At 60.8% G+C, this 18,587-nt stretch carries 22 protein-coding genes and 1 tRNA gene; 10 read left to right on the top strand and 13 right to left on the bottom strand.

Features of this window, described 5'->3' with window-relative positions; all coding sequences use genetic code 11:
• Positions 1-88: 88 nt before the first annotated feature.
• From pilB to DIC66_RS04395, 8 genes are all read left to right on the top strand, one after another.
• Positions 89-1,822, top strand: coding sequence for a type IV-A pilus assembly ATPase PilB (gene pilB, locus DIC66_RS04430; protein ID WP_117174479.1), 1,734 nt, complete (start codon positions 89-91; stop codon positions 1,820-1,822).
• Positions 1,823-1,842: 20 nt separating this feature from the next.
• Positions 1,843-3,066, top strand: a complete 1,224-nt coding sequence (locus DIC66_RS04425; protein WP_117174477.1) for a type II secretion system F family protein — start codon at positions 1,843-1,845, stop codon at positions 3,064-3,066.
• The gene (locus tag DIC66_RS04420) at positions 3,066-3,911 is read left to right on the top strand and encodes a prepilin peptidase (protein ID WP_117174475.1); all 846 of its coding nucleotides are present in this window, start codon (positions 3,066-3,068) and stop codon (positions 3,909-3,911) included. The genes DIC66_RS04425 and DIC66_RS04420 overlap by 1 nt, the downstream gene beginning before the upstream one ends.
• A gap of 3 nt (positions 3,912-3,914) precedes the next feature.
• Complete coding sequence (gene coaE / locus DIC66_RS04415) at positions 3,915-4,526, top strand: dephospho-CoA kinase (protein ID WP_117174473.1); 612 nt, start codon at positions 3,915-3,917, stop codon at positions 4,524-4,526.
• 22 nt (positions 4,527-4,548) lie between these two features.
• Complete coding sequence (gene zapD, locus DIC66_RS04410) at positions 4,549-5,304, top strand: cell division protein ZapD (protein ID WP_117174471.1); 756 nt, start codon at positions 4,549-4,551, stop codon at positions 5,302-5,304.
• A 22-nt stretch (positions 5,305-5,326) separates the two neighbouring features.
• Positions 5,327-5,530, top strand: a complete 204-nt coding sequence (locus DIC66_RS04405; RefSeq protein WP_117174469.1) for a DNA gyrase inhibitor YacG — start codon at positions 5,327-5,329, stop codon at positions 5,528-5,530.
• An 84-nt stretch (positions 5,531-5,614) separates the two neighbouring features.
• Positions 5,615-5,812: a hypothetical protein gene (locus DIC66_RS04400; protein WP_117174467.1), complete on the top strand. Its 198-nt coding sequence runs from the start codon at positions 5,615-5,617 to the stop codon at positions 5,810-5,812.
• Positions 5,809-6,090, top strand: coding sequence for a type II toxin-antitoxin system RelE/ParE family toxin (locus DIC66_RS04395; RefSeq protein WP_117174465.1), 282 nt, complete (start codon positions 5,809-5,811; stop codon positions 6,088-6,090). The genes DIC66_RS04400 and DIC66_RS04395 overlap by 4 nt, the downstream gene beginning before the upstream one ends.
• Positions 6,091-6,096: 6 nt before the next feature.
• On the opposite strand, the gene DIC66_RS04390 is transcribed toward DIC66_RS04395, so the two are convergent.
• The 7 genes from DIC66_RS04390 to DIC66_RS04360 all read right to left on the bottom strand — a co-directional run bounded on the left by DIC66_RS04390 (position 6,097) and on the right by DIC66_RS04360 (position 13,528).
• Positions 6,097-6,609 (bottom strand): NUDIX domain-containing protein, encoded by a 513-nt coding sequence (locus DIC66_RS04390; protein ID WP_117174464.1) that lies wholly within the window; start codon positions 6,607-6,609, stop codon positions 6,097-6,099.
• Complete coding sequence (locus DIC66_RS04385; protein WP_117175082.1) at positions 6,606-7,481, bottom strand: ATP-binding protein; 876 nt, start codon at positions 7,479-7,481, stop codon at positions 6,606-6,608. The genes DIC66_RS04390 and DIC66_RS04385 overlap by 4 nt, the downstream gene beginning before the upstream one ends.
• A 136-nt stretch (positions 7,482-7,617) precedes the next feature.
• Entirely contained in the window at positions 7,618-8,847 is a 1,230-nt protein-coding gene (gene argJ, locus DIC66_RS04380) for a bifunctional glutamate N-acetyltransferase/amino-acid acetyltransferase ArgJ (protein WP_117174462.1), read from the bottom strand.
• 45 nt (positions 8,848-8,892) lie between these two features.
• Complete coding sequence (locus DIC66_RS04375) at positions 8,893-9,240, bottom strand: helix-turn-helix domain-containing protein (RefSeq protein WP_117174460.1); 348 nt, start codon at positions 9,238-9,240, stop codon at positions 8,893-8,895.
• 1 nt (position 9,241) lies between these two features.
• A complete protein-coding gene (locus DIC66_RS04370) occupies positions 9,242-9,598 on the bottom strand; it encodes a type II toxin-antitoxin system RelE/ParE family toxin (RefSeq protein ID WP_117174458.1) in 357 nt (118 codons plus the stop codon).
• 71 nt (positions 9,599-9,669) lie between these two features.
• Entirely contained in the window at positions 9,670-12,456 is a 2,787-nt protein-coding gene (gene secA / locus DIC66_RS04365; protein ID WP_117174456.1) for a preprotein translocase subunit SecA, read from the bottom strand.
• A 142-nt stretch (positions 12,457-12,598) separates the two neighbouring features.
• A complete protein-coding gene (locus tag DIC66_RS04360; protein WP_117174454.1) occupies positions 12,599-13,528 on the bottom strand; it encodes a M23 family metallopeptidase in 930 nt (309 codons plus the stop codon).
• A 20-nt stretch (positions 13,529-13,548) separates the two neighbouring features.
• Between DIC66_RS04360 and DIC66_RS04355 the strand changes: the two genes are divergently transcribed.
• Positions 13,549-13,863, top strand: a complete 315-nt coding sequence (locus DIC66_RS04355; RefSeq protein WP_117174452.1) for a DciA family protein — start codon at positions 13,549-13,551, stop codon at positions 13,861-13,863.
• Between the two features lie 33 nt (positions 13,864-13,896).
• On the opposite strand, the gene DIC66_RS04350 is transcribed toward DIC66_RS04355, so the two are convergent.
• The 6 genes from DIC66_RS04350 to petA form a co-directional block, all read right to left on the bottom strand.
• Positions 13,897-13,972, bottom strand: a tRNA-Thr gene (locus DIC66_RS04350).
• Between the two features lie 55 nt (positions 13,973-14,027).
• A complete protein-coding gene (locus DIC66_RS04345) occupies positions 14,028-14,462 on the bottom strand; it encodes a ClpXP protease specificity-enhancing factor (RefSeq protein WP_117174450.1) in 435 nt (144 codons plus the stop codon).
• Between the two features lie 15 nt (positions 14,463-14,477).
• Positions 14,478-15,089: a glutathione S-transferase N-terminal domain-containing protein gene (locus DIC66_RS04340; protein ID WP_117174448.1), complete on the bottom strand. Its 612-nt coding sequence runs from the start codon at positions 15,087-15,089 to the stop codon at positions 14,478-14,480.
• A 115-nt stretch (positions 15,090-15,204) separates the two neighbouring features.
• Positions 15,205-15,963, bottom strand: a complete 759-nt coding sequence (locus DIC66_RS04335; protein WP_117174446.1) for a cytochrome c1 — start codon at positions 15,961-15,963, stop codon at positions 15,205-15,207.
• A 16-nt stretch (positions 15,964-15,979) separates the two neighbouring features.
• Positions 15,980-17,392 carry a cytochrome b gene (locus DIC66_RS04330; RefSeq protein WP_117174444.1) on the bottom strand — a complete coding sequence of 471 codons (1,413 nt, stop codon included), beginning with the start codon at positions 17,390-17,392 and terminating at the stop codon, positions 15,980-15,982.
• A gap of 11 nt (positions 17,393-17,403) precedes the next feature.
• A complete protein-coding gene (petA, locus tag DIC66_RS04325) occupies positions 17,404-18,018 on the bottom strand; it encodes a ubiquinol-cytochrome c reductase iron-sulfur subunit (RefSeq protein ID WP_117174442.1) in 615 nt (204 codons plus the stop codon).
• A 140-nt stretch (positions 18,019-18,158) separates the two neighbouring features.
• Here petA and mscL point away from each other — a divergent pair, with 140 nt between their 5' ends.
• Positions 18,159-18,587: a large conductance mechanosensitive channel protein MscL gene (gene mscL, locus DIC66_RS04320; protein WP_117174440.1), complete on the top strand. Its 429-nt coding sequence runs from the start codon at positions 18,159-18,161 to the stop codon at positions 18,585-18,587.

Below are 18,587 nucleotides of genomic sequence, written 5' to 3'. Positions count from 1 at the left end.
CAGTTATGCAACAGCGGGCAGCGTTTACATTAGAGGGTCAATCAGCGATGATTGCCCCACCCGCTCCGTAAGGGATACTCTGTAAACAATGGCTGCCTTTGTCGACTCCACCCTGCAAGATGCCTCGGCTATTGCACTTCCCGGCCTGGGACGGGCCATGGTTGCCGCAGGCAAGCTGGGGCAAAAGGCCGCCGAGGATATTTACGGCAAGTCGGTCGCCAACAAGACGAGCTTCATCTCCGAACTGGTGGGCTCGGGCATTGTGTCCGCGTCTGACCTGGCGCACACCCTGTCGCAGGCCTTTGCCGCCCCCCTGATCAACCTGGATGCCATTGACCCGCAGCGCCTGCCCAAGGGCCTGCTGGACAACAAGACCTGCCAGGACTACCGGCTGGTGGTGTTGAGCAAGCGCAACAACCGCCTGATGGTGGCCACGGCCGACCCCAGCGACCAGCGCGCAGCCGAAAAGATCAAGTTCTCCACGCAGATGGGCGTGGACTGGATCATTGCCGAGTACGACAAGCTCTCCAAGATGGTGGAGGCCAACACCGTGTCGGCCACCGAAGCGGTGGAAGACATCATTGGCGGGGATTTTGAGTTCGACGAAAACGCGTCCGATTCGATCATCGAGAACACCCAGGCCGCAGCCGAGGTGGAAGACGCGCCGGTGGTGCGCTTTCTGCAGAAGATGCTGCTCGATGCCTTCAGCATGCGGGCCTCGGACCTGCACTTTGAGCCCTACGAGCACACCTACCGCGTGCGCTTCCGGGTGGACGGCCAGCTGCGCGAGATCGCCAGCCCGCCGATTGCCATCAAGGACAAGCTGGCCTCGCGCATCAAGGTGATTTCGCGCATGGACATCTCCGAGAAGCGTGTGCCCCAGGACGGGCGCATGAAGCTCAAGATCGGCCCGGACCGGGTGATCGATTTCCGCGTCAGCACGCTGCCCACGCTGTTCGGCGAAAAAATCGTGATCCGGATTCTGGACCCGGCCAGCGCCAAGATGGGCATTGACGCCCTGGGCTACGACCCGGAAGAGAAGGAACGCCTGCTGAAAGCCATCAGCCGCCCCTACGGCATGATTCTGGTGACCGGCCCCACCGGCTCGGGCAAGACCGTGTCGCTGTACAGCTGCCTGAATCTGCTGAACCAGCCCGGCGTGAACATCGCCACGGCGGAAGACCCGTCAGAAATCAACCTGCCGGGCGTGAACCAGGTGAATGTGAACGAGAAGGCCGGCCTGACCTTTGCCGCAGCGCTCAAGTCGTTCCTGCGGCAGGACCCGGACATCATCATGGTGGGCGAAATCCGCGACCTGGAGACGGCCGACATTGCCATCAAGGCGGCGCAGACCGGCCACCTGGTGTTGTCCACCCTGCACACCAATGACGCGCCGACCACGCTCACGCGCATGCGCAACATGGGCATTGCGCCCTTCAACATTGCCTCCAGCGTCATCCTGATCACGGCGCAGCGCCTGGCCAGGCGCCTGTGCACGCTGTGCCGCCAGCCGGTGGACATTCCCCGCCCCGCCATGCTGGACGCCGGCTTTACCGAAGAGGCCCTGGATGGCACCTGGAAGTCCTACCGCCCGGTGGGCTGCTCCAGCTGCAACCTGGGCTACAAGGGCCGCGTCGGCATTTACCAGGTGATGCCCATTTCTGAGGAGATTCAGCGCATCATCCTGGCGGACGGCAGTGCCTTGGATATTGCCAAGCAGGCCGAGCGTGAGGGCGTACGATCCCTGCGACAATCCGGCCTGCAGAAGGTGCGCATGGGGCTGACTTCGCTGGAAGAAGTCCTGGCTGTGACCAACGAATAAGGCTAAGCCGAAGGGAACCTATGGCGACAACAACAGCAAAAGCTGCCGAAAACAAGGACGCAGTTTTCGAGTGGGAGGGCAAGGACAGGAACGGCAAGCAGGTGCGGGGGGAAATACGCGCCAATGGTGAAAACCAGGTCAAGTCCGCATTGCGCCGCCAGGGTGTGACGCCCAGCAAGATCAAGAAGCGCCGGATGAGTTCGGGCAAATCCATCAAGGCCAAGGACCTGTCCATCTTTACCCGCCAGCTGGCCACCATGATGAAGGCCGGTGTGCCCTTGCTGCAGGCCTTTGACATTGTGGGCCGCGGCAACCCCAACCCCAGCGTGACCAAGCTGCTCAATGACATTCGCGGCGATGTGGAAACCGGTACCTCGCTGAGCACGGCGTTTCGCAAGTACCCGATTTACTTTGACAACCTGTACTGCAACCTGATTGAGGCCGGTGAGTCGGCCGGTATCCTGGACCAGCTGCTGGACCGGCTGGCGGTGTACATGGAAAAGACCGAGGCCATGAAGTCCAAGATCAAGTCGGCGCTGATGTACCCCATCACCGTGCTGATTGTGGCTTTTGTGGTGGTGGCGGTGATCATGATCTTTGTGGTGCCGTCCTTCAAGACGGTGTTCGAGGGCTTTGGCGCCGAGCTGCCCGCGCCCACGCTGATGGTGATTGCCATGAGCGAGTTCTTCGTCAAATACTGGTACCTGATTTTTGGCGGTATTGGCGGCGGCGTGTACTTCTTCCTGCAATCCTGGAAGCGCAACGAGAAGGTGCAGGAGTTCATGGACCGCCTGATGCGCAAGCTGCCGATTTTTGGTGATCTGGTTGAAAAGTCGTGCATTGCGCGCTGGACGCGCACCCTGTCGACCATGTTTGCAGCCGGTGTGCCGCTGGTGGAAGCACTGGACTCGGTGGGGGGCGCTGCGGGCAATATTGTCTATCTGCACGCCACGCAAAAGATCCAGCAGGAAGTCTCCACCGGCACGGCGCTCACGGCCGCCATGGGCAATGCCAACCTGTTCCCGTCCATGGTGCTGCAGATGTGCGCCATTGGTGAAGAGTCGGGCTCGATTGACCACATGCTGGGCAAGTGCGCCGACTTCTACGAAGCCGAGGTGGACGACATGGTGGCGGGCATTTCCAGCCTGATGGAGCCCATCATCATCGTGGTGCTGGGTACCGTGATTGGCGGGATTGTGGTGGCCATGTACCTGCCCATCTTCAAAATGGGCCAAGTGGTCTGATGCTGTCCGGCGTGCAATGGCTGGATGCCAGCCTGGTCGCCCTGCTGGGCCTGCTGATCGGCAGCTTTATGAACGTGGTGGTGTACCGCATGCCCGTCATGCTGGAGCGCCAGTGGAAGGCCGAAGGCGCCGAGATGATGGAGCTGGAGCTGCCCGAGCAGGAACCCTTCAACCTGGCAGTGCCGCGCTCGCGCTGCCCGCATTGCGGCCACGCCATCACCTGGTATGAAAACATTCCGGTCCTGAGCTACCTGGCCCTGGGCGGCAAGTGCTCGGCCTGCAAAGCGCACATCAGTGCGCGCTATCCGCTGGTGGAAATCACGGTGGCGGCGCTGTTCTTCTATTGCATCTGGACGCATGGCGCCAATGCCACGGGTCTGGCCTGGTGCGCGTTCTCGGCCATTCTGCTCACGGCGGCCCTGATTGACTGGGACACCACGCTGCTGCCCGATGACCTGACCCTGCCGCTGATGTGGCTGGGCCTGGTGGCCGCTGCCCTGCAGTGGATACCCGTGACGCTGGAGAGTTCGCTATGGGGCGCCGTGGGGGGCTATATGTCGCTGTGGCTGGTGTACTGGGGCTTCAAGCTGGCAACCGGCAAAGAGGGCATGGGCTTTGGCGACTTCAAGCTGTTTGCCGCCCTGGGCGCCTGGTTTGGCTGGCAGACGCTGATCCCCATGATTTTGATGGCCTCGGTGATTGGTGCGGTGATTGGCATCGCCATGAAGATCAACGCCAACCTGCGCGAGGGTGGCTATGTGCCCTTTGGCCCGTTTCTGGCAGGTGCCGGGTTTGCTGCGCTGGTGTTCGGACCGCAGGCCCTGCGCCAGGTGCTTGGCCTGTAAGCCGTGCGGACAACACCCTTCACCCTGGGGTTGACGGGCGGCATTGGCAGCGGCAAGAGCACCGTGGCACAGATGTTGGCAACGCACGGTGCGGCCGTGATTGATGCCGACGCCATTTCCCGCAGCACCACGGCGGCCGGGGGCGCTGCCATCCCCCAGATCCTGGCGCAGTTTGGGGCCGCCTTTGTCACGGCAGACGGCGCACTCAACCGCGAGCAGATGCGCCTGCATGTTTTCAGCAACCCACAGGCCAAGGCCCAGCTCGAAGCCATAGTCCACCCGCTGGTGGGCCAGCAGATTGCAGACCAGGCACAGGCGCACAGCGCGGCCGGCAAGGCCTGCATTGTTTTTGACATCCCCTTGTTGGTGGAATCCGGCCACTGGCGCAAGCGGCTGCAACGGGTGCTGGTGGTGGACTGCAGCGAGGCCACGCAGGTCAGCCGTGTGACGGCGCGCAGCGGGTTGCCGGCGGACCAGGTGCGGCACATCATGGCCGCCCAGGCCAGTCGCAGCAGGCGCCTGGCTGCTGCCGACACGGTGTTGTGCAACGATGGCATGGGATTGCCCGCACTGGCCGAAATGGTGCGGCAAATGGCGCCACAGTTCGGGCTATGATGCGCCCACCCGAAAGCACAGCGTGATTCTTTACGAATATCCCTTTAACGAACGCATACGCACTTACCTGCGGCTTGAACACCTGTTTTTGCGTCTGGCCACACTGGTCTCGCGCGAGGCCCCGCTGGACCACCACTTTGCGCTCACCACCATCTTTGAAGTGATGGACGTGGGCGCCCGCGCCGACCTGAAGTCGGATGTGCTCAAGGACCTGGACAAGCAAAAGCAGGTGCTCAATTCCTACCGCGGCAACCCTGCCATTGCCGAGTCGGTTCTGGACAAGGTTGTTGGTCAGGTGGAAGGCTGTTTTGACGCGCTGAATGCCACGTCCGGCAAGGCCGGCCAATCGCTCACCGAGAACGACTGGCTGATGAGCATTCGCAGCCGCGTGGGTATTCCTGGTGGCACCTGCGAGTTTGACTTGCCGGCCTACTTTGCCTGGCAGCACCGCAGCGCGGACCTGCGCATCAAGGACCTGCACCGCTGGGCCGGTACCCTGGCGCCGCTGGCCGACTCCATCCATTTGCTGCTGAAGATGCTGCGCGACTCGGGCTCACCACAAAAAGTGGTGGCTACCGGTGGCCAGTTCCAGCAAAACCTGCCACAGGGCCGCACCTTCCAGTTGCTGCGTCTGGCGCTGGACCCGGAGCTGCAGCTCATTCCCGAGATCAGCGGCAACCGCCTGATGGTGTCCATCCGCCTGATGCGACTGGATGCTGACGAAAAGATGCACCCTGCCCATACCGACGGTGCGTTCGAGCTGGCCCTTTGCTCCTGAGCCTTGCTGCAGAGGTATAGCCATGGATGCATCCATTCCCACCAAAATCGTGCGCTGCCCCGCCTGTGGCGGCAAAAGCATTTATGCGGCCAGCAACGCGTTCCGCCCGTTTTGCAGCGAGCGCTGCAAGAACCTGGACTTCGGCGCCTGGGCCAGCGAAGCCTTTCGCGTGCCGACCGAGGCACCACCGGAAGATGGGCTGTATGGGGATCCGAAGCTGCAGTAGGCTTTGCGTCTGCCGGGCGTTGGTCTGCCATTGCGCTTTTCACGTGAAAGTTGGAAAATTTTCCAACTTTGATTGCATACACCCATGAACACATCCATCACTGGTCCTCTCCAGCAGAAGCAGGAAGACGACAGCTATGACGCTTGGTTTAAGGAGCAGGTGGACCTTGCTGTTAGAGAGGCCGATTCACCCGATGCCGAATGGACACCTTCCACTGAAGCAAAAGCCAACTGGCAAAAGAAACGGGCTGAATATTTACAAAGTACAGGAATCAAGTCTTGATCCTGTTGTGGTTGCAGCGTGCCATTGACGACAGGGACGCGCAACTCGACTACATCGCCGATGACAATCCCACAGCGGCAATTTCCCAAGGTGACCGCATTGCGCAGCAAGTAGAAATGCTTTTGCAGCATCCCAAAATTGGACGGCCAGGGCGCGTAAAAGGCACACGCGAATTGGTCATCAGCCACACCCCATTCCTTGTGATTTACCGCATCAAGGGAAACCGCATTGAAATACTTCGTCTGCTACATGGTGCGCAGCAATGGCCTCCAAAGTAACCCAGGTTAGCTGGCGCCAACCGTGGTGTGCGTAGCGTCCGCAAATCCACGCTCTGCGGCAAACCATTCCAGCACCGGCACAGTGCCCGGCAACACCGGCTGCACCTGCACTGGCAACTGTTCCCAGGCAAAGCTTTGGGCCTCGCGCATTTGCAGCTCACCACTCCAGGCAAACACCTTGCAGAAGTGCAGGCGCACCAGGGCGTGGGGGTAGTCGACCATCTCGACACGCCAGGGCGTGACGGCACCAATGGCTATGCCGAGTTCTTCGTGCAGTTCGCGGTGCAGGGCCTGCTCCACGGATTCACCGGTTTCGAGCTTGCCGCCGGGAAATTCCCAGTAACCCGCATAGGCCTTGCCCACGGGGCGTGAGGTCAGCAAAAAGGCGCCATCTGGGCGCACCAGCACGCCCACAGCCACCTCGGTCACAGGGCGGTTAGGGCCACCTGCGCGCTCGGCGTGGGCGTCGGCCACCAGCGGTGGCTTTGCCTGGTGGGGCTGGCCTGCCGTGTCGCTCATAAAGCGGACTTGCGCCCGGCGTAGTCCTGTGCAAACTGCCAGGCCACGCGCCCACTGCGGGAACCCCGCTCCAGGGCCCACAGAAGCGCCTCGGGGCGGGCGGTTTCTATCTCGCTTTGCGGCACGCCCAGCACCCTCAGCCACTGGGCGGCAATATGCAGGTATTCGTCCTGGGTGAAGGGGTAAAAACTGACCCACAGGCCAAAGCGCTCGGAGAGCGAAATCTTTTCTTCCACCACCTCGCCCGGATGCACCTCGCCCTCGGGCGTGTGGGTGTAGGTGAGGTTTTCGGACATGTACTCGGGCAGCAGGTGGCGGCGGTTGCTGGTGGCATAGACCAGCACATTGGCCGTGTTGGCCGACACCGAGCCGTCCAGCACCGATTTGAGCGCCTTGTAGCCGGGCTCGCCCTCGTCAAAGCTCAGGTCGTCACAGAACACGATGAATTTTTCAGGTCGGGCGGCCACCAGTTCCACGATGTCAGGCAGGTCCACCAGATCGGCTTTGTCCACCTCGATCAGGCGCAGGCCCTGGTCGGCATAGGCGTGCAGGCAGGCGCGTATCAGGGACGACTTGCCGGTGCCGCGTGCACCGGTAAGCAGCACATTGTTGGCGGTGGCACCGCGCACAAACTGCGCTGTGTTGCGCTGGATCTTTTCCTTCTGGACGTCGATTTCCTTCAGGTCTGCCAGGCTCATGGCGCCCACGTGGTGCACGGCCGACAGGATGCCCTGGCCGGAGGAACGGCGGCGGTAGCGGAAGGCGATGGACTCGTTCCAGTCGGGCTCGCTCAAGGTGTGCGGCAGCGAGGCCTCCACCCGGGCCATAAACAGCTCGGCACGCGCCAGGAAGGCGGTCAGTTGGTCGTTCATATCCATACCTATTTCCATGTCCGAAGCGAAGTGATTTCAATACCAGGAACACCGCGGAACCGGCTCTGCCGGGCCGCTGGTGTTGCCCCCTGCAAGGGGGGAACGGGCTACACGCAGTGAGCCTGGACGGGGGTGTTCAACTCCTGTAGTCTGCATTGATAGTGACGTACTCGTGGCTGAAGTCGCAGGTCCAAACCGTCTCTGTTGCGTCGCCCCGGCCCAGTGCCACGCGCACGGTGATCTCGCTTTGCTTCATGACGCGCTGGCCGTCTTCTTCGCGGTAGTCCGGGTTGCGCCCGCCTTGGGTGGCCACATGCACGTCGTCCAGGTACAGCTCGATGCCGGTCTGGTCCAGGTCGTCAATACCGGCGTAGCCCACGGCGGCCAGGATGCGGCCCAGGTTGGGGTCGCTGGCGAAAAAGGCGGTCTTGACCAAGGGCGAGTGGGCAATGGCATAGGCCACCTTGCGACATTCCTCCGCGGTGCGGCCACCCTGCACCACCACGCTGATGAATTTGGTGGCGCCTTCGCCGTCCCGCACGATGGCCTGGGCCAGTTTGCGCGCCACATCCAGCATCAGCGCCTTGAGCGCCTGGCCGTCACTTGATGCCAGCGAATCGATGACTGCGTTGCCGGCCTTGTTGGTGGCGATCACCACCAGCGAATCGTTGGTGGAGGTGTCGCCATCCACGGTAACGCGGTTGAACGAACCCTCGGCCAGTTCCAAGGAGAGCTGCTTCATCACCGCCTGGCTTACACACGCATCGGTGGCAATAAAGCCCAGCATGGTGGCCATGTTGGGGCGGATCATGCCGGCACCCTTGCTGATGCCCGAGACACTGATTTGCTTGCCACCCACGAGGCCCCGGGCGCCAAAGGCCTTGGGCTGGGTGTCGGTGGTCATGATGCCTTCGGCGGCCTTGAGCCAATGGTCTGGTGTGGCGTCTGCAATGGCTGCGTCCAGACCGGCCTCGATGCGCTCCACGGGCAGCGACTCCATGATCACACCGGTGGAGAACGGCAGCACCTGTTCGGCTGTGATGCCCAGACGCTGGGCCAGTGCGGCGCAGGAGCGCTGCGCACGGGCCAGGCCATCGGCGCCGGTACCGGCGTTGGCGTTGCCGGTGTTGATGACCATGGCACGCACACCCGGGCCAGTGGCCAGGTGCTCGCGGCACAGCTGCACGGGCGCTGCGCAAAAGCGGTTGGAGGTGAACACGCCCGACACGCTGGCACCTGCGTCAAGCAACACAACGGTCAGGTCTTTGCGGTTGGCTTTGCGGATACCGGCTTCGGTCACGCCGATGCGCACACCAGCAATGGGGTACAGCGTGGCGGCGTCGGGCAGGGGCAGGTTAACGGGCATAGGTTTCTTGTCTTTCAAGTAGAGAGGTGGGCGTATTACCCAAATTCAGGCAAACGCCAGCATCAAATGCCCCAAAGGCTCTGCTGCAGGCCGCACCTTGATTTCAATGTCATAGCCCAGGCGATTCAGGCAGTCCATCAGTTTGCGCTCGGACAAGTTGGTGAAGTCGCCACGCACCATGGCCGACACCTTGGGCTGGGGAATGCCCATGCGCTCAGCCGCAGCCTTCTGAGTGAGGCCCAACTTGCGCATGGCCTTGGTGATCTCGATAACCAGTCCGGACTTGATCTTGAGCTTGTCGGCACCGGGCAGGCTGAGGTCGGCAAAGACATTTCCTGAGCCCATTTCTACATCTATGCCCTTGATGGTGCGAACGGCGGATTTTTTCGTCATATCACAGCTCCTTTGCAAGTGCCTCGGCCACTTTGAGCCGCGCGCGAATGATGTCCATGTCCTCTTTCGGTGTCTCGACTCCGCGCTTGCTCTTCTTGCTGAAGCAGTGAAGCACAAAAACAGCGCTGGCAAACTTGACGGTATAAACAGCACGGTATGTGCCAGCCTGATCGTCTTCCACCAACTCCAGCACGCCGGCGCCACCGAAACCCTTGAGTACCTTTGCCGCATCGTGCTTGTCACCACGCTGAGCAAAATCCAGGGCATGCCCGAAAAACTTGCGCACATCCAGCGGCAGTGCCATCAGGTCTTTCTTGCTGCTGCCAATCCATCCAAGTGGTTTGTCTTTTGCGCGCATGGCAATTATTACCTTAAAAGGTATATTCCGTCAGCGTAGCAAGTTGCCCATTTCAAAGGGCCCTTGTAGCGCTACGCCAGCTTCCCGTGGCACTGCTTGTACTTCTTGCCGCTGCCGCAAGGGCAAGGGTCATTTCGGCCAACGCGGCCAATGCTGGCTGCGGCGGCGGCCGCTGCGGTGGCGCTGGCGGTGCGGGCCAGGCCTACGGTTTCAGCATCAACGGTTGTCTCTACCTCGCCGGTTTCGGTGGGGGCGGAGTAGGTCACGTTGGAGATGGCTTCCGCCCGGGCTTCGAGTTGTTGCGCAGCTTCGTCGATCTGTTCTTGAGACTGGATGCGCACGGTCATCAGCACCTTGGTGACATCATTCTTCACCGAATCCAGCAACTGGCCGAACAGCTCGAAGGCTTCGCGCTTGTATTCCTGCTTGGGCTGCTTTTGCGCATAGCCGCGCAGGTGGATGCCCTGGCGCAGGTAGTCCAGCGCGCTCAGGTGGTCGCGCCAATGCGTGTCTATGCTTTGCAGCAGCACCATGCGCTCAAACTGGGTGAAGTTGGCCTGGCCCACCTGCTCCACCTTGGCGTTGAAGGCGGCATCGGCCGCGCTGGCCACGGTGTGCAGAATGTCTTCGTCGGTGATGGCGCTGGCGTCCGTAATCTGCTTCTCCAGGCCCAGCTCCAGCTGCCAGTCTTCCTGCAGCGCCTTCTCCAAGCCCAAGATGTCCCACTGTTCTTCCACCGACTCGGCAGGCACGTACTGACGCACCAGGTCTTCAAAGCAGCCTTCGCGCAGCGAGGCGATCTGGGCGCTCAGGTCTTGCGCGTCAAGGATCGCGTTGCGCTGCTGGTAGATCACCTTGCGCTGGTCATTGGACACATCGTCGTACTCCAGCAGCTGCTTGCGCATGTCGAAGTTGCGGGCCTCCACCTTGCGCTGCGCGCTCTCGATGCTGCGCGACACAATGCCGGCCTCAATGGCTTCGCCATCGGGCATCTTCAGGCGGTCCATGATGGACTTGACGCGGTCACCGGCAAAGATGCGCATCAGCGAGTCATCCAGGCTCAGGTAAAAGCGGCTGGAGCCCGGGTCACCCTGGCGGCCGGAGCGGCCACGCAGCTGGTTGTCAATGCGGCGCGACTCATGGCGCTCGGTGGCGATGATGCGCAAGCCGCCCAGGGCCTTGATGGCCTCGTGGTCTTTGCTCCAGGAAGCGCGGATGTCGGCAATGCGGGCCTGCTTGGCTGCAGCGTCCAGGGATTCGTCGGCCTCCACGGCTTCCAGTGTCTTCTCGATGCTGCCACCCAGCACGATGTCGGTACCCCGGCCGGCCATGTTGGTGGCAATGGTGATCATCTTGGCGCGTCCGGCCTGGGCCACGATCTCGGCCTCGCGGGCGTGCTGCTTGGCGTTGAGCACCTGGTGGGGCAATTTGTCTTTGTCGAGCAGCTGGGCAATGATTTCGGAGTTCTCGATGGACGTGGTGCCCACCAGCACCGGCTGGCCGCGCTCGTAGCATTCGCGGATGTCCTTGATGGCGGCCTCGTACTTTTCGCGCGTGGTTTTGTACACGCGGTCCAGCTGGTCTTCGCGCAGGCTCTTGCGGTTGGGGGGAATGACCACGGTCTCGAGGCCGTAGATTTCCTGGAACTCGTAGGCTTCGGTGTCGGCAGTGCCGGTCATGCCGGCGAGCTTGCCGTACAGCCGGAAATAGTTCTGGAAGGTAATGGAGGCCAGGGTCTGGTTTTCGGCCTGGATCTCCACGCCTTCCTTGGCTTCCACGGCCTGGTGCAGGCCGTCGCTCCAGCGGCGACCCGTCATCAGGCGGCCGGTGAACTCGTCCACGATCACAATCTCGCCCTCTTGCACCACGTAGTGCTGGTCGCGATGGTAGAGGTGGTTGGCACGCAGCGCGGCGTACAGGTGGTGCATCAGTGTGATGTTGGCCGGGTCGTACAGGGAGGCGCCTTCGGCAATCAGGCCAATGCTGGCCAGAACCCGCTCGGCGTTCTCGTGGCCAGCTTCGGTCAGGTAGACCTGGTGCGATTTTTCATCCACCGTGAAGTCGCCCGGCTTGGTGATGCCTTCGCCGGTGTGGGGGTCGGCCTCGCCCTCTTGCTTGGTCATCAAGGGAACGATCTTGTTGATGGCCAGGTACATCTCGGTGTGGTCTTCGGCCTGCCCGCTGATGATGAGGGGCGTGCGCGCTTCGTCAATCAGGATGGAGTCCACCTCGTCGACGATGGCAAAGTTCAGGCCGCGCTGTACGCGGTCGCCCACCTCGTGGACCATGTTGTCGCGCAGGTAGTCAAAGCCGTACTCGTTGTTGGTGCCGTAAGTGATGTCGGCGCGGTAGGCGGCCTGCTTTTCCTCGCGCGGGGCTTGCGGCAGGTTGATACCCACCGTGAGGCCCAGGAAGTTGTAGAGGCGGCCCATCCAGCGCGCGTCACGGCTGGCCAGATAGTCATTCACCGTAACCACGTGCACGCCCTTGTCGGTCAGTGCGTTCAGGTAGACCGGCAGGGTACTGGTGAGCGTCTTGCCTTCGCCCGTGCCCATTTCGGAAATCTTGCCGTAGTGCAGCGACATGCCGCCCAGCATCTGCACATCGAAGTGGCGCATCTTCATGACGCGCTTGGAGCCCTCGCGCACCACGGCAAAGGCTTCGGGCAGGATGGCTTCGAGGGTCTCTCCGTTGGCAACGCGGGTCTTGAACTCCTGCGTTTTGGCCTTCAGAGCCTCATCACTGAGCTTCTCGTATTCGGGCTCCAGCGCATTGATGCGGGCCACCACGGAACGGTAAGTTTTAAGCAGCCGGTCGTTACGACTTCCGAAGATTTTGGTAAGAATATTGGTGGCCATGCAAGCAAGACTGGCCTGTTTCCCACAGCGGGCCTACAGAACAGCGCAGTCCTTTTTCTAATCTAGGTGATATGAGGGCAATCCGGCAAAACGCAAGCGCACGGGGCGCGGGCAGCCTGCACGGCGTGCTAAACCGCTGATTTTAGCGTTTGCCCAAGGCTGCCAGATGACTGCCTGCGTTCAGGAATTTTTGCGGGTCTTGTGGCACGCCTTGCACCAGCACTTCAAAGTGCAAATGGGCGCCGGTGGAGCGTCCGGTGGTGCCCACTTCGGCTATCTTTTGACCGCGTTTGATCAGGTCACCCTTTTTGACGAACACACGCGATGAGTGGGCGTAGCGGGTGATCAGGTCATTGCCATGGTCGACTTCGATCATGTTGCCGTATTGCGGGTGGTACTCCTGTGCCACCACCACACCACCAGCGGCAGCAAGAATGGGCGTGCCGACCTCGGCCGGAAAATCCAGGCCCGTGTGCAGGGCAGAGCGCCCGGTAAACGGGTCAATGCGCCAGCCAAAGCTGGAGCCCAGGCTGACGTCTTTCACGGGCAGCTCGGTGGGCACCATCATTTGTTTTATTTTTTGCTCAAACAGCCGCGACTCGATCACAGTCATGACATCGGTGCGCTGCTGGCTAACCTTTTCAAGGTCGCTGAGGGCAGCCTGCAGCTCTTCCATGGACAGGTCATGCCCAGCCACCAGCACCCCGCCCTGCCCCGGCCTGGCACGGATGTCCGCGGGGTTGATGCCAGCCAAGCCGGATACCCGCTCGCCCAGCGACTCCAGTTGCATCATCTTGGCCTGCATCTCGCCCAGGCGCTTGGCCATGACGTCGATGTTCTCGCGCATGAAGCGTTCGCGCTGGGCCACTTCATCCCTCACCACCAGCCGCACCAGGGTGGAGATCACGGGCCAGCCCTCGCGGGCGCCCTTGAGAAACACCCAGTGGTAGAGGACTGCAGACACCAGCATCAAGCACAATGACAAGCCCAGCGCCACTGCGCACAGGCGCAGGCCACTGAGCTGGATGGAGCGGCTTTTGGAAAGCCTTGCATCCGTGATAATCAATTGCATACCATTCCTTCCAAGGGGCCATGATCCGCCGCACCCGTGCCATTACGCTGCTACAAGCAACCCAGGACTCTGAAACACTCAACCGCTTGTTCGAGCTGGCCACTGAATCGTCACAGCGCCTGAAGTCGATCCAGACCCTGATGCCGCCTTCGTTGCGGGACTGCGTGCACCCCGGCCCGATAGAGGGGCCGGTCTGGTGCCTGCTGCTGGACAACAACGCTGTGGCCGCAAAAATCAAGCAACTGTTGCCGTCCTTGCTGGCGCACCTGCGCTCCAAGGGCTGGGAGGTTAACGCAATTCGATTGAAGGTTCAAATGTCGCGCAAGCCGGACTGAGTCAGGCTTTGCGGAGAGGGGACTGGATGGGGGTGGTGCCGCTTGTCGGAATCGAACTGACGACCTACCGCTTACAAGGCGGTTGCTCTACCAACTGAGCTAAAGCGGCACGGGCTGAATTCTAACCCAGGGAAACAGGCACTTTGACACTTGCAACACCCAAATCATTTGATGCGTGTGAGGGATGGACGGCCACCGCCACCGGGGCGTGGGCCTTCAGGAGTGGTTGTAGATGGCTGCTCTACAGGCGCCAATGAGGCAGGGCTTGCCGTACTGGCCAGCAAGGGGAAAGCCATGCCTTGCCCATTCTCTTTGGCGTAGATGGCCAGCACCCGGTCCACTGGCACCAGGATGTCGCGCGCCACACCGCCGAAGCGGCCCTTGAACTCGATGTAGTCGTTCCCCAGCTTCAGGGCGCTGGTGGCGTCGAAGCTGATGTTGAGGACAATTTCGCCGTCCTTCACAAACTCATTGGGCACGCGCACCGAGTCATCGACCAGCACGGCAATGAACGGGGTGAAACCGTTGTCGGTACACCATTCATACAGGCCGCGTATCAGGTAGGGGCGCGTGGAGTGGGATTCTTTGGCATCAAACATGGGCCACCCTTGTGCTTACTTGCGCATGACCTTCTCAGAAGGCGTCAGCGCCTCGATGTAGGCCGGACGCGAGAACACGCGCTCGGCATACTTCAAGAGCGGTGCAGCGTTCTTGCTCAGGTCGATACCGTAGTAGTCCAGGCGCCACAGCAGCGGGGCAATGGCCACGTCGAGCATGGAGAAGTTGTCGCCCAGCATGTACTTGTTTTTGAGGAACACGGGGGCCAGTTGGGTCAGGCGGTCACGGATGTGGGCGCGGGCTTTTTCGAGGGCCTTCTCGTTGCCCTTGGAGGCGCGTGCTTCCAGGGTGGAGACGTGCACAAAGAGTTCCTTCTCGAAGTTGAGCAGGAACAGGCGCACGCGGGCGCGGTCCACCGGGTCGCCGGGCATCAGCTGGGGATGGGGGAAGCGCTCATCAATGTATTCGTTGATGATGTTGGACTCATACAGGATGAGATCGCGCTCGACCAGGATGGGCACCTGGCCATAGGGGTTCATGACGCTGATGTCTTCGGGCTTGTTGTACAGGTCCACGTCACGGATTTCGAAGTCCATGCCTTTTTCGAACAACACAAAGCGGCAGCGGTGGGAAAAGGGGCAGGTTGTTCCTGAATACAGCACCATCATGGCAAGAGACTCCTAAAAATTAAAAAGAGTGGGCTACCGCAATTGCAAGAATTGCCAGCCCACTCCCTGGTGTCCCGGCACTCGCAAGGAGTGCTGGGGACCTGCAGCAAAAAAATTACTTGACGTCTTTCCAGAACGCAGCATTCATACGCCAAGTAAAGAAGGTCAGCACACACAGGAACAACATGACCCACACGCCCAGGCGCACACGCGTGTTGGCCGCGGGTTCTGCCATCCACTGCATGTAGTTCACCAGATCACCGATGGTCTGGTCGTACTGCTCGGACGTCATGGTACCGGGAGTGATTTGCTCCCAGCCCTTGAACACGTGGACTTCCTTGCCGTGCTCTTCAACTACTTCATAGATGGGAGCGCGCTTGCCCTGCAATTGCCACAGGGCGTGGGGCATGCCGATGTTGGGGAAAGCCAGGTTGTTCCAGCCAGTGGGTTTGGTGTCATCCACATAGAAGGTGCGCAGGTAGGTGTAGAGGTAGTCTGCACCCGTGCCCTGGCCCTGTGCCGAACGCGAACGTGAAATCACGGTCAGGTCGGGCGGGTTGCCGCCGAACCATTGCTTGGCCTGCTTGGGATCAATGGCGGCCTGCATGGTGTCGCCCACCTTGTCGGAGGTGAAGAGCAGGTTGTCCTTGATCTGCTGTTCAGTCAGACCGATGTCTTTCAGGCGGTTGTAACGCATGAAGGAGGCGGAGTGGCAGTTCAGGCAGTAGTTGACAAACACTTTGGCGCCGTTTTGCAGGGCAGCCAGGTCATTGGTCTTGGCGGGGGCCTTGTCCCAGGCGATGCCGCCGGTGTTGGCCTGGGCAGTCAGGGACAGGCCCAGGACCAGGAGAAGGGACGCGAGTATTTTTTTCATTGTGTTTGTTTCCATTTCAGTGGGCAACAAAGTTGACGCGCTTGGGCACTGGCTTGGGCTCGCCAATACGGCTCCACACGGGCATTAGAATGAAGAAGCCGAAGTAGAACAGGGTGCCGAGTTGCGACACGCGCTCGCCGACGGGCGACGGTGGCTGGGTACCGAGCCAGCCCAGGATCAGGAAGTTGATCACGAACACGGCGTACATGTACTTGTGCCAGGAAGCGCGGTAGCGGATCGACTTGACGGGGCTGTAGTCCAGCCAGGGCAGGAAGAACAGGATCACCACACCGCCACCCATCACCACGACGCCCCAGAACTTGGCGTCGATCGACAGCATCATGGCAATCACGGCAGCGGCCGCCACAGCGATGACGGGCTTGAAGATCTTGGGCAGTGGCGCCTTGAACACGCCAAACGCAGCACCAGCGAGCACGCCGGCCACCAGCACGTACATCATCTCACTGGTGATGGCACGCAGCATCGAGTAGAAAGGCGTGAAGTACCAGACCGGAGCGATGTGCAGCGGGGTCTTGAACGGGTCGGCCGGGATGAAGTTGTTGTACTCCAGGAAGTAGCCGCCGAACTCGGGCGCGAAGAAGATGATGGCAGAGAACACCAACAGGAACAGGCTCACGCCGTAGATGTCGTGCACCGTGTAGTAGGGATGGAAGGGGATGCCGTCCAGCGGGTGGCCAGCGGCGTCACGCGGTGCGTCAGGGCCCTTGATTTCCACACCGTCGGGGTTGTTGGAGCCCACATCGTGCAGCGCCAGCAAGTGAGCGACCACCAGGCCCAGCAGCACCAGAGGCACGGCAATCACGTGGAAGCTGAAGAAGCGGTTGAGGGTGGCATCACCCACCACGAAGTCGCCACGGATCAGCAGGGCCAGGTCGGGACCGACAAAGGGCACGGCAGCAAACAGGTTGACGATCACCTGGGCGCCCCAGTAGGACATTTGACCCCAGGGCAGCAGGTAACCCATGAAGGCTTCGGCCATCAGGCACAGGAAGATGGCGCAGCCAAAAATCCAGACCAGTTCGCGCGGCTTGCGGTAGCTGCCATACATCAGGCCACGGAACATGTGCAGGTAGACCACCACAAAGAAGGCGGAGGCGCCTGTGGAGTGCATGTAGCGGATCAGCCAACCCCATGGCACATCGCGCATGATGTACTCGACCGAGCCGAAGGCCAGGTTGGCATCGGGCTTGTAGTGCATCACCAGGAAGATACCGGTGACGATCTGGATGACCAGCACCAGCAGCGAGAGCGAGCCGAAGATGTACCAGAAGTTGAAGTTCTTCGGAGCGTAGTACTCCGACATGTGAACCTTGTAGGCATCGAAGGCGGTGGGGAAGCGGTTTTCAAACCAGTTCGTGACCTTGGCACCAGCCGATGCGTTGGGAGAAATTTCCTTGAATGTCGCCATGTCGTATGTCCTCAGGCTTTCTTGTCTTCGCCGATCAGCAGCTTGCTGTCGGACAGGTACATGTGCGGCGGCACTTCGAGGTTGTCAGGCGCGGGCTTGTTCTTGAAGACACGGCCAGCCAGATCGAAGGTGGAGCCGTGGCAAGGGCACAGGAAGCCGCCTTGCCAGTCGTCCGGCACCGAGGCTTGCGGTCCGGCCGATAGCTTGTCGGAAGGCGAGCAGCCCAGGTGGGTACAGATGCCCACGGCCACGAAGAATTCGGGCTTGATGGAGCGGCCTTCGTTGAGGGCGTATTCGGGCGTCATTTCGCCGCGCTTGCGCTCGGACTTGGGGTCAGCGAGCTGCGCGTCGAGCTTGGGCAGGGCTGCGATTTGCTCGGGCGTGCGGCGCAGGATCCAGACGGGCTTGCCACGCCATTCCACGGTGATTTTTTCACCGGGTTTGATGCCTGCAATATCCACTTCGACGGCAGCACCGGCAGCTTTGGCGCGCTCCGATGGCTGGAAGGTGCTGACAAAAGGAACAGCGACGGCAATGCCGCCCACTGCACCGGCACAACCAGATGCAATCATCCAGGTACGTTTACTGGCGTCGATCGATTTGGTGTCGACTAGGGTTTCACTCATGAGAATCCTCAATGAACATCACAACTATGGGCAAACGGCGATTGTAGCTGACCAGTGGCGGACACTCGGTCAGCTACGTGTCAGTAGATGCCCGACGGCTGCGCAAGTACACTCCGGTTCCAAACCAACAAGGAGTTTCTATGGGAATGGTGCAGGAATTCAAGGAATTTGCCATCAAGGGCAATGCAGTCGATCTGGCTGTGGGTGTGATCATTGGAGGCGCCTTTGGCAAGATTGTGGACTCGGTGGTGGCTGACTTGTTCATGCCCATCGTCGGCGCTGTCATTGGCAAGGTGGACTTTTCCAATATGTTTGTGGTGCTGGGCAGCATTCCTGCCGGCACCGACACCACACTGGCCGGGCTGAAGAAAGCCGGTGTGCCGGTGTTTGCCTATGGCAACTTCATCACCATTGCCGTGAACTTCGCCATTCTGGCCTTCATTGTGTTCATGATGGTCAAGCAGCTCAACCGCCTGAAGAAGGAAGAGCCCGTTGCAGAAGCGGCGCCCGTAGCGACACCCGAAGACGTCATCCTGCTGCGCGAAATCCGCGACAGCCTGAAGAGATAG

It is taken from the genome of Rhodoferax lacus (genome assembly GCF_003415675.1).
GTDB classification, from domain to species: domain Bacteria; phylum Pseudomonadota; class Gammaproteobacteria; order Burkholderiales; family Burkholderiaceae_C; genus Allorhodoferax; species Allorhodoferax lacus.
Note: the sequence above shows the minus strand (reverse complement) of the source record. Positions and strands in the feature narration are given on the sequence as shown.

What these genes read in the sequence shown, in the direction of transcription:
- pilB (WP_117174479.1), top strand. Translation starts at nt 89, where the DNA reads ATGGCTGCCTTTGTCGACTCCACCCTGCAAGATGCCTCGGCTATTGCA.
- DIC66_RS04425 (WP_117174477.1), top strand. Translation starts at nt 1,843, where the DNA reads ATGGCGACAACAACAGCAAAAGCTGCCGAAAACAAGGACGCAGTTTTC.
- DIC66_RS04420 (WP_117174475.1), top strand. Translation starts at nt 3,066, where the DNA reads ATGCTGTCCGGCGTGCAATGGCTGGATGCCAGCCTGGTCGCCCTGCTG.
- DIC66_RS04405 (WP_117174469.1), top strand. Translation starts at nt 5,327, where the DNA reads ATGGATGCATCCATTCCCACCAAAATCGTGCGCTGCCCCGCCTGTGGC.
- DIC66_RS04400 (WP_117174467.1), top strand. Translation starts at nt 5,615, where the DNA reads ATGAACACATCCATCACTGGTCCTCTCCAGCAGAAGCAGGAAGACGAC.
- DIC66_RS04390 (WP_117174464.1), bottom strand. Translation starts at nt 6,609, where the DNA reads ATGAGCGACACGGCAGGCCAGCCCCACCAGGCAAAGCCACCGCTGGTG.
- DIC66_RS04385 (WP_117175082.1), bottom strand. Translation starts at nt 7,481, where the DNA reads ATGAACGACCAACTGACCGCCTTCCTGGCGCGTGCCGAGCTGTTTATG.
- argJ (WP_117174462.1), bottom strand. Translation starts at nt 8,847, where the DNA reads ATGCCCGTTAACCTGCCCCTGCCCGACGCCGCCACGCTGTACCCCATT.
- DIC66_RS04375 (WP_117174460.1), bottom strand. Translation starts at nt 9,240, where the DNA reads ATGACGAAAAAATCCGCCGTTCGCACCATCAAGGGCATAGATGTAGAA.
- DIC66_RS04370 (WP_117174458.1), bottom strand. Translation starts at nt 9,598, where the DNA reads ATGCGCGCAAAAGACAAACCACTTGGATGGATTGGCAGCAGCAAGAAA.
- secA (WP_117174456.1), bottom strand. Translation starts at nt 12,456, where the DNA reads ATGGCCACCAATATTCTTACCAAAATCTTCGGAAGTCGTAACGACCGG.
- DIC66_RS04360 (WP_117174454.1), bottom strand. Translation starts at nt 13,528, where the DNA reads ATGCAATTGATTATCACGGATGCAAGGCTTTCCAAAAGCCGCTCCATC.
- DIC66_RS04355 (WP_117174452.1), top strand. Translation starts at nt 13,549, where the DNA reads ATGATCCGCCGCACCCGTGCCATTACGCTGCTACAAGCAACCCAGGAC.
- DIC66_RS04345 (WP_117174450.1), bottom strand. Translation starts at nt 14,462, where the DNA reads ATGTTTGATGCCAAAGAATCCCACTCCACGCGCCCCTACCTGATACGC.
- DIC66_RS04340 (WP_117174448.1), bottom strand. Translation starts at nt 15,089, where the DNA reads ATGATGGTGCTGTATTCAGGAACAACCTGCCCCTTTTCCCACCGCTGC.
- DIC66_RS04335 (WP_117174446.1), bottom strand. Translation starts at nt 15,963, where the DNA reads ATGAAAAAAATACTCGCGTCCCTTCTCCTGGTCCTGGGCCTGTCCCTG.
- DIC66_RS04330 (WP_117174444.1), bottom strand. Translation starts at nt 17,392, where the DNA reads ATGGCGACATTCAAGGAAATTTCTCCCAACGCATCGGCTGGTGCCAAG.
- petA (WP_117174442.1), bottom strand. Translation starts at nt 18,018, where the DNA reads ATGAGTGAAACCCTAGTCGACACCAAATCGATCGACGCCAGTAAACGT.
- mscL (WP_117174440.1), top strand. Translation starts at nt 18,159, where the DNA reads ATGGGAATGGTGCAGGAATTCAAGGAATTTGCCATCAAGGGCAATGCA.